Annotated in this window: 17 protein-coding genes; 10 read left to right on the top strand and 7 right to left on the bottom strand. The window is 76.0% G+C overall.

Annotation, left to right across the window (positions count from 1 at the left end):
• Positions 1 to 71 precede the first annotated feature (71 nt).
• The 5 genes from HGCM_RS03020 to yidD all read left to right on the top strand — a co-directional run bounded on the left by HGCM_RS03020 (position 72) and on the right by yidD (position 6332).
• Positions 72 to 752, top strand: a complete 681-nt coding sequence (locus HGCM_RS03020) for an SPFH domain-containing protein (protein ID WP_019135412.1) — start codon at positions 72 to 74, stop codon at positions 750 to 752.
• A gap of 168 nt (positions 753 to 920) precedes the next feature.
• Positions 921 to 4937 carry an Ig-like domain-containing protein gene (locus HGCM_RS03015; protein WP_019135411.1) on the top strand — a complete coding sequence of 1339 codons (4017 nt, stop codon included), beginning with the start codon at positions 921 to 923 and terminating at the stop codon, positions 4935 to 4937.
• Positions 4938 to 5045: 108 nt separating this feature from the next.
• Positions 5046 to 5366, top strand: a complete 321-nt coding sequence (locus tag HGCM_RS03010) for a sulfurtransferase TusA family protein (protein WP_019135410.1) — start codon at positions 5046 to 5048, stop codon at positions 5364 to 5366.
• Between the two features lie 20 nt (positions 5367 to 5386).
• Positions 5387 to 5836, top strand: a complete 450-nt coding sequence (locus HGCM_RS03005) for a P-loop nucleotide/nucleoside kinase family protein (protein ID WP_040399322.1) — start codon at positions 5387 to 5389, stop codon at positions 5834 to 5836.
• A gap of 205 nt (positions 5837 to 6041) precedes the next feature.
• The gene (gene yidD / locus HGCM_RS03000) at positions 6042 to 6332 is read left to right on the top strand and encodes a membrane protein insertion efficiency factor YidD (protein ID WP_019135408.1); all 291 of its coding nucleotides are present in this window, start codon (positions 6042 to 6044) and stop codon (positions 6330 to 6332) included.
• Between the two features lie 54 nt (positions 6333 to 6386).
• On the opposite strand, the gene HGCM_RS02995 is transcribed toward yidD, so the two are convergent.
• Together HGCM_RS02995 and HGCM_RS02990 are read right to left on the bottom strand one after the other, a co-directional pair.
• Complete coding sequence (locus tag HGCM_RS02995) at positions 6387 to 6833, bottom strand: SRPBCC family protein (RefSeq protein ID WP_019135407.1); 447 nt, start codon at positions 6831 to 6833, stop codon at positions 6387 to 6389.
• Between the two features lie 130 nt (positions 6834 to 6963).
• Positions 6964 to 7551, bottom strand: coding sequence for a TetR/AcrR family transcriptional regulator (locus tag HGCM_RS02990; RefSeq protein ID WP_019135406.1), 588 nt, complete (start codon positions 7549 to 7551; stop codon positions 6964 to 6966).
• A 128-nt stretch (positions 7552 to 7679) separates the two neighbouring features.
• Between HGCM_RS02990 and HGCM_RS02985 the strand changes: the two genes are divergently transcribed.
• Positions 7680 to 8516, top strand: a complete 837-nt coding sequence (locus tag HGCM_RS02985; protein ID WP_026075227.1) for an alpha/beta fold hydrolase — start codon at positions 7680 to 7682, stop codon at positions 8514 to 8516.
• Positions 8517 to 8574: 58 nt separating this feature from the next.
• Here the strand turns inward: HGCM_RS02985 and HGCM_RS02980 are convergent, their stop codons facing one another.
• From HGCM_RS02980 to HGCM_RS02970, 3 genes are read right to left on the bottom strand one after another with little or no spacing between them, the layout of a single operon-like run.
• Positions 8575 to 9462 (bottom strand): aminoglycoside phosphotransferase family protein, encoded by an 888-nt coding sequence (locus HGCM_RS02980; protein ID WP_019135404.1) that lies wholly within the window; start codon positions 9460 to 9462, stop codon positions 8575 to 8577.
• A 58-nt stretch (positions 9463 to 9520) separates the two neighbouring features.
• On the bottom strand, positions 9521 to 10162 hold the full coding sequence (locus tag HGCM_RS02975) for a winged helix-turn-helix transcriptional regulator (RefSeq protein ID WP_019135403.1): 642 nt from the start codon (positions 10160 to 10162) through the stop codon (positions 9521 to 9523).
• Complete coding sequence (locus HGCM_RS02970; RefSeq protein WP_019135402.1) at positions 10162 to 10596, bottom strand: VOC family protein; 435 nt, start codon at positions 10594 to 10596, stop codon at positions 10162 to 10164. Before HGCM_RS02970 ends, HGCM_RS02975 begins: the two co-directional genes overlap by 1 nt.
• Before the next feature lie 243 nt (positions 10597 to 10839).
• Here HGCM_RS02970 and HGCM_RS02965 point away from each other — a divergent pair, with 243 nt between their 5' ends.
• The gene (locus HGCM_RS02965) at positions 10840 to 11565 is read left to right on the top strand and encodes a dienelactone hydrolase family protein (RefSeq protein ID WP_019135401.1); all 726 of its coding nucleotides are present in this window, start codon (positions 10840 to 10842) and stop codon (positions 11563 to 11565) included.
• A 60-nt stretch (positions 11566 to 11625) separates the two neighbouring features.
• On the opposite strand, the gene HGCM_RS02960 is transcribed toward HGCM_RS02965, so the two are convergent.
• Positions 11626 to 12417 carry an SRPBCC family protein gene (locus tag HGCM_RS02960; protein WP_019135400.1) on the bottom strand — a complete coding sequence of 264 codons (792 nt, stop codon included), beginning with the start codon at positions 12415 to 12417 and terminating at the stop codon, positions 11626 to 11628.
• Entirely contained in the window at positions 12414 to 12995 is a 582-nt protein-coding gene (locus tag HGCM_RS02955; protein ID WP_019135399.1) for an ArsR/SmtB family transcription factor, read from the bottom strand. Before HGCM_RS02955 ends, HGCM_RS02960 begins: the two co-directional genes overlap by 4 nt.
• A 64-nt stretch (positions 12996 to 13059) precedes the next feature.
• Between HGCM_RS02955 and HGCM_RS02950 the strand changes: the two genes are divergently transcribed.
• From HGCM_RS02950 to HGCM_RS02940, 3 genes are all read left to right on the top strand, one after another.
• Positions 13060 to 13623, top strand: a complete 564-nt coding sequence (locus tag HGCM_RS02950; protein ID WP_019135398.1) for a dihydrofolate reductase family protein — start codon at positions 13060 to 13062, stop codon at positions 13621 to 13623.
• 230 nt (positions 13624 to 13853) lie between these two features.
• Entirely contained in the window at positions 13854 to 15038 is a 1185-nt protein-coding gene (locus HGCM_RS02945) for an NAD(P)/FAD-dependent oxidoreductase (protein WP_019135397.1), read from the top strand.
• Positions 15035 to 15958 carry an RNA polymerase sigma-70 factor gene (locus HGCM_RS02940; RefSeq protein ID WP_019135396.1) on the top strand — a complete coding sequence of 308 codons (924 nt, stop codon included), beginning with the start codon at positions 15035 to 15037 and terminating at the stop codon, positions 15956 to 15958. The genes HGCM_RS02945 and HGCM_RS02940 overlap by 4 nt, the downstream gene beginning before the upstream one ends.
• Positions 15959 to 15961: the final 3 nt, after the last annotated feature.

Here is a 15961-nt window from a genome sequence, read left to right as displayed (position 1 = left end):
CCGCGTGCGGCGCGTCCGGGGCGGTGCGCGGCCGGGACCCGGCCGGGCCGGACGAGGGAGGAGGTCGAGCGATGGCTGTCGTCGTGAGGGAGTGGGAGCGGGTCCTGACGTACCGGGACGGGCTGTTCGAGCGCGAGCTCGGCCCCGGCCGGCACCGGGTCCGGCGCTGGAGGCGGACGTTCGCGCGCGTCGTCGTCCGGCCGCGGGTCGTCGTCCTGCCGCTGCAGGAGGTGCTGACCGGCGACGGGCTGTCCGTCAAGGTCAGCCTGACGGCGATGGTGCGCGTCGACGACCCGAGGGCGTGGCACGAGCGGGTCGACGAGCCGGACGACCTGCTGCACACGGCGCTGCAGCTCGCCCTGCGGGAGCAGGTCGCGGGCCGGACGCTCGACGAGCTGCTGGCCGCGCGTGCCGACGTCGCGGAGGGCGCCCGGACGGCCACCGCGGCTCTCGTCGCGGAGGTCGGGCTCGTGGTCGAGCGGGTGTCGCTGCGCGACGTCGTCGTGCCGGTGGAGCTGCGCCGCGCGGCCGCGGACGTCGCGGCCGCCCGCGCGGAGGGGCTCGCCGCGCTGGAGCGGGCGCGCTCGGAGGTGGCGGCGACCCGCGCGCTGGCCAACGCGGCGCGCCTCGTCGAGGGGCAGCCGGGTCTGCTGCAGCTGCGCACGCTGCAGGCGATCGAGGCGGGCGGCGCGACCGTCGTCCTGACGACGGCGGGTCAGCCGGCGGCCGCCGGCCCCGTCGTCCGGGGCTGACGCGGCGCCAGGGCGGCGGCGGCGGTCGCTCCCGAGCCGGACGCCGGTCCAGTTCACCCGGGTGCTAGCACCCGGGTGGGCTGGACGACCGTTCAACAGTCCGGCGGACCGGGCGATGGGGCGATCAGGTCGCGTGCGCGGCCGGCCCCCACTGCCCAGGAGTGCCGCATGAACCAGGCCGAGCGGTCCCGTCGCTCGCGGACCCCCCGCCGTCCCTCGCGCTCGCTGGCCGCCATCGCGGTCGCGGCGCTCGTCCTCACGCTCGGTGCCGTCGGCGTCTCGTCGCTCGGCACCGGCGCCGTGGCGGCCGACCCCGGCACGGTGCTGCTCGAGGACGACTTCATGAGCGGCACCACGGTGGCGTCCAGCTACGTCGTCGGCGGCAAGGAGGGGGCCGCGACCGTCAAGGCGTGCCTGACGGCCGGGTCGAGCACCTCGCAGACGCCGGTGCCGGGCTGCGGCGGGGCCGTCGACGCGGACGGCAGCGGCGCACTGCGCCTGACGCGGGCGGTCGGCACGGCCAACGGGTACCTGCTCTACAACAAGCAGCTGCCGACGAAGGCCGGCCTCGACATCACGTTCAACCAGTACCAGTACGGCGGCAACGGGGCCGACGGCATCTCGTTCTTCCTCACCGACGGCGCGTACACGCTCGCCGCGCCGGGCGCGATGGGCGGCTCGCTCGGCTACCACAACAGCAACGCGGGCTCGGGGGCGGGCCAGCCCGGCGTCGCGCACGCGCTGCTGGGCGTCGGCTTCGACGCGTGGGGCAACTTCACGATCGAGACGAACAACGCCGGCTGCACCACCTACGGCGGGTCCCAGCCGTCGCTGACGTCCACCGTCGGCGTGCGAGGGCCCGGCGACGGCACGACCGGCTACTGCGTGCTCGGCGCGCCGGTGAAGACGACGTCCGTGGGCGCCCCGGCGCTGCGCCAGAGCGTCGCCTCCCGCCCGGCGCCGATCGTCACGCGGGTCCGCATCGACCCGCCCTCGGACCCCGACCCCAAGGTCACGGTGTTCCTCAACGGCGTCCAGGTGACCCAGGTCGCGGAGCCCGCGGTGCTGGCCGGCACGCCGACGTTCAAGTTCGGCTGGGCCGCGTCCACCGGCGGCTCGACCGACATCCACGAGATCAACTTCCTCAAGGTGCAGTCGGTGCTGCCGATCCGCTCCGACCTGCGCCTGAGCGCCACCGCGACGTCCGTGCCGAGCAACGACAGCGGCACCGTCACGTGGACCGCCCGGGCGGACGGCGCGTCCGGACCCGTGCCGGCCGGCGAGGACGTGACGCTGAGCGCCACCGCCCCGGCGGGCACGGAGTTCGGCACCGTGACGGCGCCCGGCTGGGCCTGCACGGTCACGGACGGCACCGACCTGTCCTGCGTGTACGAGCACGACGACGCGGCGATCGACCCTGCGACGACCCTCCCGGCCGTCACGGCCGCGGTCGCGCGCACGGCCAGCGGCACGTCCGGCACCTCGACCTTCACGGCGACCGTGGCGAGCGCCACCGACGACGGCACCCTGACGGCGGACAACACCGCCGCGGCGACCGTCCGCTGGAACCCCGTCACGAGCCCCGTGGACGCCGGCGAGGTGACGGCGTCCTCGACGCCCGCGTCGGTCACGGTCGACCCGGTCGTCGTCGGGACCGCCCCGTACACGTACGCGGTCTCGGCCCCGGCCGACCCGTCGGTCGGCGACGTCGCGGTGGTGGGCGGACGCCTCGTCCTGACCCCCGCCGCGGGCGCCAGCGGCCTGCTGTCCGCCACCTACACCGCGACCGACGGCGCGGCCGGCGTCTCGAACGCGTCCGCCGTGAGCCTGCTCGTGCGCCCGGTCGTCGTGGGCACCACCGCGACGACCACGGTCGACGAGCCCGTCACGGTCACCGTGCCGTTCACCGGCTCGGGCCCCTGGGCGAGCCCGCAGTGGACCGCCACCGACGGCTCCACCGCGACGTTCGCTACGAACGCCGACGGCGACGTCGTGCTCACCATCACGCCGGCGGCCGGCTTCAGCGGCGTCGACACCGGCTCGTTCTCGGTCGCCGACCGGCACGGGCTGCGGACGGACGTCGAGCAGGTCGCCGTGACCGTCGCCCCGGTCGCGGGCTCCACGGCCGCGGTCGTCACGCTCGACGCGGACGGCGACGCCACCGCGACGGTCGCCGTCCCGGCCCCGTCGGGCACCGGCCCGTTCGCGTACGAGCTCGTCGGCGGCGCGCTGTCGGGCGCGAGCGCGACCATCGACGCCGGCGGCCAGGTCACGGTCGTCGCCGACCGCGGCGAGACCGGGGTCCACGAGGTCCGGTACCGCGTGCAGGGCGCCGACGGCGTCTGGTCCGCGCCGCAGGACGTGACCGTGACGGTGCGTCCCTACGTCGGTCCGGTCGCCCCCACCTCGGGCACGGCCGACGCCACGACGACGAGCGACGCGCCCGTCGCCCACGGCAGCGGACCGGTCACCTGGGGCGTCACGGCGCCTGCCCGGACCTCCGCGACGGCCGGCGCCGACGGCGCCGTGACGTTCGACCCCGAGGGGCACTCGGGCACGTTCGTCCTCGTCCTCACCGCCACCTCGAACGGCACGCAGACCTCGGTGCCGGTGGTCGTCGAGATCGCCCCGGTGGCGTACGCGGTCGACGACGTGACGACCGCGTCCGACGCGCCCGTCGCGAGCGTCCTGAGCCCCGCCGCGCCGCTGGGCGACGGCCCGTTCTCGCTCACCCTCGTGCAGGGCCTGGACCCCGCGCGCGGCACGGCGGTCGTGGACGGCGGCGACGTCGAGATCACGCCGGCGCCCGGCGTCAGCGGCCGGCTCGTCGTCCGCTACACCGCGACCGACTCCCACCTGGGCACCTCGGCGCCGGTGACGGCGACGCTCGACGTCCGTCCGGTCGCGCACGACCGCGCCGCGTCGCTCGTCTCCGGCGCGACCGCGAGCGTGGCGCTGCCGACCCCGACGGGCACGGGTCCGTTCACCTACGAGCTCCTCGACGGGGGACCGGCGGCGGCGGGGGTCGTCACGCTGAACGGCGGCACCGCCTCGGTGCTCTCGTCCCCGGCGTGGTCGGGCACGTGGACCGCGCGGTACCGCGTGCTCGACGCGGACGGCCTCGCCAGCGACCCGGCGGAGCTGGTGCTGACCGTCGCCCCGGTGAGCCCGGGCGGCCAGACGGGCACCGACGTGACCGTCCCCGGCACCACCGGCTCGCCGGCGACCGGCCCGACCCCGGCGCCGTCCGGGACGGGGCCGTTCACCTTCGAGATCGTCACGGGCCCCACGCCCGACCAGGGCACCGCGACGATCGACCCGGCCACCGGCGTCATCACCTTCGTCCCCGCCCCGGGCTTCTCGGGCACGGTCGAGGTGACCTACCGCTCGACGGACGCGCACGGCACGCCGAGCGCACCCGCGGTGGTGGAGTTCGACGTGGCGCCGAAGGCGGTCCCCGCGCCGTCCGACGTGCCGGGTCACGACGAGCCGGTCCGCGTGCCGGCTGGGACGTCCGTCCGGATCCAGCTGCCCACGCCCGTCGGGTCGGGGCCGTTCACCTACGAGCTCGTCGACGGGCCGTCGCCCGCGCAGGCCACGGTGACGCTCGACCCGACCACCGGGGAGCTCGTCGTCGTGCCGACGCCCGGGACGAGCGGGCACGTCCCGGTCACCTACCAGGTGGTCGACCGTGACGGGCTCGCGAGCGACCCGGTCGTCGTCGCCATCGACGTCGCCCCGGTCGGCGGGGACGCCTCGGCCACGGTCGAGCACGCGGGCGAGGTGACGTTCGGCGTGCCGACGCCCACCGGGACGGGCCCGTTCCGCTTCGTCCTGACCTCGACGGTCCCCGCGGAGCAGGGCACCCTCGAGCTCGACGAGGCGACCGGCGCCGTGACGTTCCACGCGGCCGACGGCTTCACCGGGACGGTCACGGCGACGTACGTCGTGGTCGACGCGGACGGCGTGACCAGCGACCCGAGCCGCATCCGGGTGGAGGTGCTGCCGCCGGCCGCGCCCGACGAGGGGACCGACGGCGGGAGCGCGCCGGAGGCGGACGACGACGGGCCGGCCACCCTGCCCGTCACCGGCTCGGACGCGCTGCTCGTCGGCAGCTCCGCCCTGGCGCTCCTGCTCGCCGGCGCCGGTCTGGTGATCCTGCGCCGGCGGTCGGACCGGGGCTGAGCCGGTGCGTCCCCACGGTCCGGACGGCGCCGACCCCCGCGGGGGTCGGCGCCCCCGGCCGTGCCCCGAGCCACCGGAGGGCCGCGGTCGAGGGGTAGCGTTCCGGGCGTGCCCCACGGCGACGAGCCCCCTCGTGCGGCGGAGCCCCCGGCCGCTGCGCCGGGCGTCGTCGTCCTCGACGGCGGAGACCTCGGCTGCGCGCGGCTCCTCGTGCTCCTGCGGCGGCGCGTGCTCGAGCTCGCGCCCGGCACGGTGGTGCACCTCGTCACGACGGACCCCGTAGCACCCATCGACCTGCCCGCGTGGTGCCACATGACGGGGCACCGCTACCTCGGCGCGGTCTCGGGTCCGGGCCGCCCGACGTACGCCGTCGAGGTCGCGGAGCACGCGGCCCCGACGGACCCGGCGTTCCCCTGGCGGGTCGGGTGAGGGTGCCCGAGGTGGTGCTCATGTGCGGCCCCGCCGGGTCGGGGAAGTCCACGGTCGCCCGCCGGCTCGAGGCCGACGGGTACGCCCGCGTCTCCTTCGACGAGCACGCCTGGGGGCTGGGGTTCACGTCGCACCCGCTCGCGCCCGCGCAGTCCGCCCGCGTCGACGCCGAGGTGCGGGCGGCGGTGCTCGGCCTCGTGCGGTCCGGGCGCGACGTGGTCGTCGACTCCTCGTTCTGGTCGCGCGCCGCGCGGGACGCCTACCGCGCCCTGCTCGCCCCCGAGGGCGTGCTGCCCGTGACCCTGTACGTGCGGACGCCGCCCGCGGTGCTGCTGGAGCGGGTCGCCGCCCGCGGCAACACCGGCCCGCACGACGTGGCGCTGACGCCCGGGGTGGTGGAGGGCTTCGTCGCCGGGTTCGAGGTCCCGACGCCCGACGAGGGACCGCTGCGCGTCGTCGCCGGGGAGTGACCCCCGCGCCCTCCCCCCGACCCCTCGCGCCCCTCGCCCCTCGTCCGGCCCTCGCATGCGTTCGGTGCGGGGTTTGTCGCCGTGAGGGCGACGAACTCCTCACCCGGCCCCCGAGCGCCACGTCGACGCGGCGACCGCCCGCCTGCTCGACGTGCCGATCCGCCCCCACCGCGCGGTGCCCTCGCGCCGTGCCTAGCGTGAGGCGATGAGCATCGCCGCCTCTGTCACCGACCGCCTCATCGCGGGCTACCAGCGCCGGGTCTCGCCCCGGAAGGGGTGGAGCTGCGCCCACCGGGTCGCGCACGGCGGGCCGTCGTGCTCCGCCGCCGTGCGGGACCTCGTCGCACGCCGCGGGGTCGTGCGCGCAATCCGGCCGAGCGTCGCGCGGTTCGTCGCGTGCGGGCAGGCGGCCGCCCTGCTGGCGCAGACCGACGTGAGCGGGGTCTGCTGCTGCGGCGGCATCCCCATCCCGTTCCACTTCCCGTCGCGCCGGTGAACGCGACGACGCCCGGCCCCCCCAAGGGGGACGCCGGGCGTCGTGGCGGCGGGGTCAGACCTCGCCGCGCCAGCCGCCGGTCTCGACGCCGCGCGACTCGATGAACTCCTTGAACCGCTTGAGGTCGGCCTTCACCTGGCGGTCGTCGGCGCCGACGACCGCGCCAGCCTTCTCGACGAGCGACTCGGGCTGCCAGCTCGTCCGGACGTGCACGCGGGTCTGCGTGGCGCCGAGGGCCTCGAACGACACGTGCCCCTCGTGGGTCGTGCCGTCGATGCTGCGCCAGGCGACGACGCGGTCCGGCTCCTGCTCCGTGATCGCGGCGTCGAACTCGCGCTCGACCCCGCCGATCGAGGTCTTCCAGTGCGTCAGGGTGTCGCCGAGCTGGCGCACCTCGTCGACGCCGCCCATGAACTGCGGGAACTCCTCGAACTGCGTCCACTGGTTGTAGGCGGTGCTGATCGGGACGTCGATGTCGATGGTCTCGTCGATCGTCGGCATGCGGTGCTCCTTCCGTGGGTCGCACAGGTCGGTCGTCCGACACGCTAGGTCGGCACCGCCGGGCCCGCTCGCCGGGGGACGAGGTTCGCCCGCACGGCGTCGCGGTGCGGCCCCGGGAGCGCCGGGCGCGTCAGCGCGGCCCGAGGGCCGCCGCCACCAGCACCTCCGCGGCCCGCCGGGCCTGCCGGGCCGCGTCCGCACGGCCCGCGATCGCCGCCGTGGTCTGCGCCCCCTCGGCGAGCAGCGCGAGCTGCGCCGCGAGCTCCTCGTCCGCGCCGGCCTCGACCGCGAGGCGCGTCACGTAGTCCTGGAACGACTGCTTGTGCCGCCGGGCGGCCTCCGCGACGGCGGGGGAGGTCGCGCCGAGCTCGCCGAACGCGTTGATGAACCCGCACCCGCGGAACGCCGCGTCGGAGAACCACTCCTCCAGGAAGTCGAACACCGCGAGCAGCCGCCGCCGCGGGTCCTCGATGCCCGCCGCGGTGCGGGCGACCCCGTCCTCCCACTGCCGGTGCCGCGCGTCCAGCACGGCGAGGACGAGCTGCTCCTTGCCCGGGAACTCCGCGTACAGCCGCTTGAGCGAGACGCCCGCGGCCGTGCGGACCTCGTCCATGCCGACGGCCTGGATGCCGCGCGCGTAGAACAGTGCGTCAGCCGCCGCGACGACGCGCTCACGGGCGTCCGTCGTCGTGCCGGGGGAGCCGGGAAGGGCTGTCACCGCGCACCGCCTCTCAGGTCTCACCGAGCGTTCACGCCCCGCCCCTTGCGACGAGAACGTCCGTTCTCTAGTGTAGGCCACATCAGCGGAGAACGATCGTTCTCCTACGGATGACCAAGGGGTACGTCATGGGTCGCATCACGGTCGGCACGGAGAACTCGGTCGACATCGAGCTGCACTACGAGGACAAGGGCACGGGACAGCCGGTCGTCCTCATCCACGGCTTCCCGCTGGACGGCAACTCGTGGGAGGGGCAGACCGCCGCCCTGCTCGACGCCGGCTACCGCGTGATCACGTACGACCGCCGGGGCTTCGGCCGGTCGAGCCAGCCGTCCGTCGGCTACGACTACGACACGTTCGCCGCGGACCTGCACACCGTCCTGGAGACCCTCGACCTGCACGACGTCGTCCTCGTCGGCTTCTCGATGGGCACCGGGGAGGTGGCGCGCTACCTCGGCACGTACGGCTCCTCGCGCGTCGCCAAGGCGGCGTTCCTCGCCTCGCTCGAGCCGTTCCTGACGAAGACCGACGACAACCCCGACGGAGCCGCGCCGGCCGAGTTCTTCGAGGGGATCGCCGCGGACGTCCGCAAGGACCGGTACGCCTACTTCACGTCCTTCTACCAGGACTTCTTCAACCTGGACGAGAACCTCGGCAGCCGCATCAGCGAGGAGCAGGTGCGCCACGCGTGGGACGTCGCCGCCGGCTCCGGCTCGGTCGCGTCGGCCGCCGCGCCGCTCACCTGGGGCACCGACTTCCGTGCGGACATCCCGAAGATCGACGTCCCGGCCCTGATCCTGCACGGCACCGGTGACCGCATCCTGCCGATCGACGCGACGGGCCGGCGGTTCACGCAGGCCCTGCCGTCGGCGGAGTACGTCGAGGTGGAGGGTGCGCCGCACGGCCTGCTCACCACGCACACCGCCGAGGTCAACGAGGCGCTGCTCGCCTTCCTCGCGCGCTGACGCCCACCGCGGGGCGCCCGGTCGTCACGACGGCCGGGCGCCCCGTGCGCGTCGGGGCTCAGGCCGAGGCGTCCGCGAGGACCTGCTCGACCGTGCGCACGCCCGTGGCCGCGAACGCGGGGTGCGAGCGGCGGTAGTAGGGGACGATCGCTGCGGCCTGCGCGAGCGCGATGCCGCGGGCCCGCACCCAGGTGGCGTCGTCGACGTCCAGCGCCGCCCGCAGCTCGGCGCGCCCGGCCGGGCCCAGCACGGCCCACGCGGGGACGAGGTCGCTCGCCGGGTCCCCGACGCCGCAGGTGCCCCAGTCGATCACCGCGGCGAGCCGCCCGTCGCGGACGAGCAGGTTCGGCCCGAGCAGGTCGGCGTGGACCCACACCGGCGTCCCCTGCCACGGGGCGCCCGTCACGGCGTCGGACCAGACCTCCGTCGCCCGGTCCGCGTCCACCAGGTCGGCGGCGGCACGCAGCGCCGCGCGGGTCTCGTCGTCGACCTGGCGCAGTGGCCGGCGTCCGGCCCCCGGGGCGCCGGCGGGGTCGAGCGCCCGCAGCTCGACGACCAGCCCTGCGAGCCGGCGCGCCGCGTCGCGCTCGTCGTCCGGGGGGCTCGACGACCACGGCGAGCCGTCCAGCCAGCGCAGCACGAGCCAGGGGCACGGGTAGGCGTCCGTCGGGCGGCCCACCGCGACCACGCGGGGCACCTCGAGCGAGAGGTGGGCCGCGAGCACGGGCAGCCAGGCCGCCTCGCGCTCGACGTCGCCGCTCCAGCGCGGCACCCGTGGCAGCCGGACGACGAGGCCGCGGCCGAGCCGGAAGAGCGCGTGCACCGTCCCCGTCGACGCGACCCGCGTCAGCGGCAGGTCCGCCAGCCGCGGCACCTGAGCGCGCAGGAGCCCGCGCACGAGGTGCGCGTCGATCTCCAGCTCGTCGTCGTGGAGGCGGACGCCCATCCCGCGACCGTGGCACGGGGCCGCGCCACCGGGCCACGCCTTTCGGCGGCGACGCGGCTCAGGCGGCCAGGTGGAACGTGCTCGCGAACCGGTCGAGCAGCTCGCCGCGACCCCGCAGCACCTCGACGACGCCGGTGGCGATCGCCTGCTCCGGTGCGAGCTCACCCGAGATCACGCGGCGGATGCCCGGGCCGGCCGCGAACGCGAGGTCGGCCGGCCCGTCGCCGCGCGTCACGGCCAGCGAGGGCCCGTCGACCCGCACGAGGAGCTCGGCCGGGCCGACGCGCGCCGCGTACGCGGTGGCCGGCAGCCCGGCCGCGACGTCCGGCCGGAAGGCGGTCCGCAGCGCCATCGTCATCGAGTCGGGCGTGACGACCTGCTCCTCGCGCGGGTCACCCATCGCCTTGAACCCCCAGGCGCCGAGCGCCAGGACGACGGGCTCGAGCTCGCGCCCGTAGGGCGTCAGCTCGTACAGGACGACCCGCGAGCGCGGCGCGCGGCGGATGATGCCGGCCTCCTGCAGCTCCTTGAGCCGCGCCGCCAGGATGTTGCTCGGGATGCGGGGCAGCCCCGCGGCGAGCTCGCCGTAGCGGCGCGGCCCGACGAGCAGGTCGCGCACGATGAGCAGCGCCCACCGCTCCCCGACGAGCTCGAGGGCGCGGGTGATGCCGCAGTACTGCCCGTACTCGCGTGCGGCCATCAGGCCTGCTGGCTCATGAAGGCCTCGGGGCCCTGGGCGGCTGCGACCGGGTCCATCCAGCCGAACTCCAGCACGTTGCCGTCGGGGTCGGTCAGCTGGCGCTGGTACATGAAGCCGTAGTCGGCCGCGGGCCGCTCCTCCGTGCCGCCGGCCGCGATGCCGTCGGCCACGCGCGCGTCCACCGCCTCCCGGCTGTCGACGAAGATCGCCGTCGAGACCGAGACCGTCTCGGCGGGGTCGCCGATCGGGCGGTCGGAGAAGGTCTGGAAGAACTCGCGGACGAGGATCATGAAGTAGCTGTGGTCCTCCTCGACCACGACGCACGCGGCGTTGTGGTCGGTGAACTGCGGGTTGATGCGGAACCCGAGCGCCGAGTAGAAGGCCTTCGCGCGGTCCAGGTCGGTGACCGGCAGGTTGACGAACATCGAGGTCATGGCGGTCTCGCTCTCAGGTGTGCGGTGGGTGACGTGGACCACACTTGCAAAAAACAAGTAGGGCGTCAAGGGTCGGCGGAATCCCGGTGACGCGGGCGCGCCCGCGGGCTAGCGTGGGCGCGCCGTGCGACGCGACGAGGAGGTGGGACCCGTGGACGGAACGACGTGGGTGCTCCCCTCCGGGCTCACGGTCGGGCGACAGGTCGCCCGGGAGCGCCGCCAGCGCTCTCGAGAGGCACGACCATGCAGATCACCTCGCAGCACCTCCACGACGACGGCGTCCTGGAGCGGCAGCTGACGCTGGGGGAGATCCCCGGCACGCTCTGGACGCGGGGGCCCGACCCGGCCCCGCTCGTCCTCATCGCCCACAACAACGGCCTGCCCCGGCGCGAGCCGCGGCTCGTCGCCCGGGCACGCTTCCACGCCGCCGCGCACGGCTACGCCGTCGCCAGCATCGACACCGCCGGCTGCGGCGACCGGCCCCGGCTGCCCGCCCTGGAGGAAGCCCGGGCGGACCTCCGCCGGGCGCTGCAGGCGGGGGAGGCGCCGGACGACGACGTGTTCGAGCGGCTCGTCGGCCCGCTCGTCGAGGCCGCCGCGCCCGAGTGGCGGGCGACCCTCGACGCCCTCCTCGAGCTGCCCGAGGTCGAGGGGCCGGTCGGGTTCTCCGGCTGGGCCGCGCTCGGCATCCACCTGGCCGTGGCGGAGCCGCGCGTCGCCGCCCTCAACCTGTACGCCGGCGGCTACGTGCCACGGGCGCAGCGCGAGGAGGCGCGGCGGGTCACCGCGCCGCTGCTGCTCCTGCTGCAGTGGGACGACGGGGGCAACCCGCGCGAGCGCGGGCTGGACCTGTTCGACGCCTTCGGCAGCGCCGAGAAGACGCTCCACGCCAACCCCGGCGGGCACCTGGGCACGCCTCGGTTCGAGCTGGAGGACGGCGCGCGGTTCCTGGACCGGCACCTGCGCTGACGCGGCGCCGGCCCCGCGGCGTGACCGCCCCGGGGCCGGCGTGCCGGTCGAGCGGGCGCCTCAGACGGGGACCGTCAGGCCGTCCAGCCAGGCCCGCCACGCGGGCTCCTCGCGCTGCGCGTACCCGGCGGCGTCGGGCGAGAACAGGTACGCCCGCACCCCCGCGGTCACCTCGCCCGTGTCGTCGGCCCAGGCGTAGGCGTTGAGGATCCCCGGCACGGGCGCGGTGAGCCGGACGAGCGCCTGGCGTTCGCCCACGCGCTCCACGGTGCCGGTGGCGCCGCGCAGGTCGACGGCGGTGCCCTCCTCACCCAGGCGCAGCCCGCCGCGCATCGCCGCCCAGAGCGCGTCGGCGTCACCGGCGTGGGTCGCGGACGCCTCCATCGGGGTCGCCTCCTGGCCCGGGAAGTGGGCGAGGTAGAGGCGCAGGTTGTCGAAGAACGGCATCCAGCCCGGCTGGAGCGTGGCCCACCACTCCTGCTCCCAGTCCGCACCCGTCCCGAACCCGCTGCTCGTGACGCGCACGACGCAGGTGCCTCCCGAGCGCGCCTCCACGACGAACTCGGAGGTCAGCGGGCTGAGGGCGTCCGGCTCCTGCCCCATGAGGGCCGCCCAGTCCTCCTCGTAGACGAGGCGGCGCGGCGGGTCCCAGCGCACGACGTGCCCCACGGAGTCCATGTCGGGGCCCATGACGAAGCGCAGGGCGCCGCCCTCGCGCTCCTCGAGCTCCGTCGGCGCGAACCAGGCGCTCATGCCGCGGGCGGTGGCGATGGCCTGCCAGACCTGCTCCTCGGTGCCGGGCACCTCGACGCTGAACTCGAGGCGGTACGGGACGTCCGTGGTCGTGCTCATGAGCTCTCCTCCTCCGGGAGCGGGTGGGCGGCGACGACGAGCCGGTGCGGCCGCCCGTCGTCGTGGTGGTAGCGCGCGGCCAGGTCGAGCACCGCCGCCGTCAGGTCGTCCGCGAACGCCGCCCGGTCGGCCGCCGAGCGGAAGCCGATCCGGGTGTCGATCGTCATCGTCGGCAGCCGCGCGCCGGACGCGCCGGCCCGCCGGGCGAGGGCGCCGACCTCGCGCACCAGCCGGCCGGCCAGCGCGACGAGGTACGAGGCGGACAGGTGGTCGGCGGCCGCGTCGGGGTCGGCGGCGGACGCGCTGACGGCCGCGGGGGAGACGACGTACGACGCCGCCGACGCCCGCAGCACCCGCTCCGTGAGGCCGCCGTGCCGGCGCTCCTCCGCGAGCTGCACCAGCCCGTGCGCCTCCAGCGCCTTGAGGTGGTAGTTCACCTTCTGCCGCGCGAGCCCCAGCCGGGCGGCGAGCCCGGCCGCGGACGCCGGGACGGCCAGCTCCGTGAGCAGCCGCGCCCGGACCGGGTCGAGCGCTGCCGCGGCGGCGTGCGCGTCCTCGATGACCTCGACGTCGTGCATGGCTCCAGCGTGCGCGTTGACAACAAATGTTGTCAAGAGGCGCGACCGTCCCTACGGTGGAGCGATGGGACACCTCGTCTACTCGATGTTCACCTCGCTCGACGGCTACGCGTCCGACGCGTCCGGCAGCAGCGACTGGGGCGGCGCGCTCGACCCGGAGCTGCACGACTTCGTCTCCGAGCAGAGCCGCGCCTTCGGCACCTACCTGTACGGCCGGCGCATGTACGAGACGATGTCGTTCTGGGAGACCGCGCTGGAGGCCCCGGACCCGCCGCCGTTCGTCCGGCACTACGCCGAGGTCTGGCAGGCCGCCACCAAGGTCGTGTACTCGACGACGCTGCAGGAGCCGACCACGGCACGCACGACCGTCGAGCGGACGTTCGACCCCGCCGCCGTGCGCGCCCTCGTCGACGCCGCGGACCACGACGTCACGATCGACGGCCCGACGCTCGCGGCCCACGCGCTGCTCGCCGGCATCGTCGACGAGGTGCAGCCGTACCTCGCGCCCGTCGCCGTCGGCGGCGGCCTGCGGTTCTGGCCCGACGGCCTGCGGCTCGACCTCGAGCTCCTCGAGCAGCGGACGTTCGCGAACGGCAGCGCCTGGCTGCGGTACGCCGTCCGCCGCTGACCGCCCGCGCCGGCGGGCCCGGCGCGACGGCGGTGGCACCCGTCGATGCAACCACCGCGGTAGGCCGTCGTCCGGGCGTACGAGAACGGCATCGTCGACGTCGGGCGCCCCTGACCTCCCGGCCCTGCGCCCGCGCGCGCCGCCGGCCCCGATGTCACACCGCGGCGGGCTGTCTCGTCTCGTGACCGAGAGCGCCGCTGCGGCGCACGGCACGGACGGGAGGAACCCTCATGAGCACGCAGGTCCTGGTCCTCGGCGGCGGGTACGCCGGCGTGATGGCGGCGAACCACCTCGCCGGCAGCGACGGCGTCTCGGTCACGCTGGTCAACCCTCGGCCGCAGTTCGTCGAGCGGCTGCGCCTGCACCAGCTGGCGAGCGGCACGGGCGAGGCGCTGCACGACTACGCGGAGGTCCTCGCGCCGACGGTGCGGCTCGTCGTCGACGAGGCGGCGCGGATCGACGTGGCCCGGGCCCGGGTCGTCCTGGCGGGCGGCGACGAGCTCGCGTACGACTGGCTGGTGTACGCCGTCGGCAGCCGCTGGGCGGACGGTGGCGTCCCCGGCGTCGCCGAGCACGCGCTGCCGGTGAGCACCTTCGAGGCGGCGGCGCGGCTGCGCGAGGCGCTGGAGGCGGCGCCCGACGCGCCGGTCGTCGTCGTCGGCGGCGGGTCGACGGGGATCGAGACGGCCGCCGAGCTGGCCGACAGCGGGCGCGTCGTCACGCTCGTGTGCGGCGGCCTCCTGGCGCCCACCTTCCACCCGCGGGCGCGACGCTCGCTCGCCCGGCAGCTCGCGCGGCTCGGGGTCACGGTGCTCGAGGGCAGCCGGGTGACGCGGGTCGGCGAGGGCTCCGCCGTGCTGGACGACGGCCGCGAGCTCGTCGGGCTCCCGGTGTGGGCGACCGGATTTCAGGTGTCCGACCTGGCGTCCCGCAGCGGCCTGACGACCGACGCCGAGGGGCGCCTGCTGACCGACGAGACGCTCACGAGCGTCGACGACGAGCGGGTCGTCGGCGCGGGCGACGCGGTCGCCCCGTCCGGCGTGCCGCTGCGGGCGAGCTGCCAGGCCGCCCTCCCGCTCGCGCTGCGGGCGGCCGAGACGGTGCTCGCGCGCCTCGCCGGCCGCACGCCCGAGCCGCTCGACAACCGGTTCCTCGGGCAGTGCGTCTCGCTCGGACGTCGGGCGGGCACGTTCCAGGTGTCCCACGCCGACGACACGGCCGTCGGGCTGTTCGTCCCCGGCCGCGCGGGCGGGCTGCTGAAGGAGCAGGTCACCCGCCAGGTCCTGCAGTCGCTCGTGCACGAGGCGCACCGGGCCGGCTCGGCGCGGTTCCCGTCGTCGTCGGCGCGTGCCCGGGTGCTCGCGCGGGCGCAGCAGGTGACGGCGGCCGAGGCGCAGGCCAAGGTGGTCGCGTGAGCCGCGCCGAGCAGTTCGAGGAGCTGCGCCCCCTGCTGTTCTCGATCGCGTACCGGCTGCTGGGCAGCGTGGGCGAGGCCGAGGACGCCGTGCAGGAGACGTGGCTGCGGTGGGACGCGTCCGGCGTCGAGCCGACGTCGGTGCGCTCCTACCTGTCGGCGATCGTCACCCGCGTCTCCCTCGACGTCCTGCGCTCGGCCCGGGTGCGCCGCGAGGCGTACCCCGGGCCGTGGTTCCCGGAGCCCCTGCTCGAGGACCCGTACCAGGAGCCGGAGCGCGCGGCCGAGCTCGCCGACTCGCTCTCGACCGCCGCCCTCCTGCTCCTGGAGCGGTTGAGCCCCCTGGAGCGGGCGGTGTTCGTGCTGCGGGACGTCTTCGGGTTCGACTTCGACGAGGTCGCCGCCGCCGTCGGCCGCAGCGAGGCCGCGTGCCGCCAGCTCGCGTCGCGGGCGCGACGGCACATGCACGAGGGGCGTCCCCGGTTCGAGGTCGACCGCCGCGAGCGGGAGGAGCTCGCGGGCCGCTTCTTCGACGCCGTGCGCGCCGGTGACGTCGACTCGCTGCGCGAGCTGCTCGCCGCCGACGTGCAGATGGTCGCCGACGGCGGCGGGAAGGGCCCGCTGTGGGGCAAGGGGATGTTCGTGGGAGTCGACCACGTCGCGCGGCTCGTCGCGGCGACCGCCCCGTCGCTCACCGCCGTGGGGGTCGCGCTCGACGAGTGCGAGATCAACGGCCAGCCGGGTGCGATCGTCCGCGGCCCGGACGGGAGCGTCGTGGTGTCGATGGTGCTCGACATCGCCGACGGCCGCGTCCAGGCGATCCGCAGCGTCACCAACCCCGACAAGCTCGCGCACCTCGGCCCGCTCGCCGACGGCCGCACGCTCCTGCGCGAGGCCATGGAGGCCCGCCGCTCGCGCTGATCC

The sequence above is a fragment of the Cellulomonas massiliensis JC225 genome (assembly GCF_000312005.1).
Lineage (GTDB): Bacteria > Actinomycetota > Actinomycetes > Actinomycetales > Cellulomonadaceae > Cellulomonas > Cellulomonas massiliensis.
This window is presented reverse-complemented; position numbering and strand designations above follow the sequence as displayed.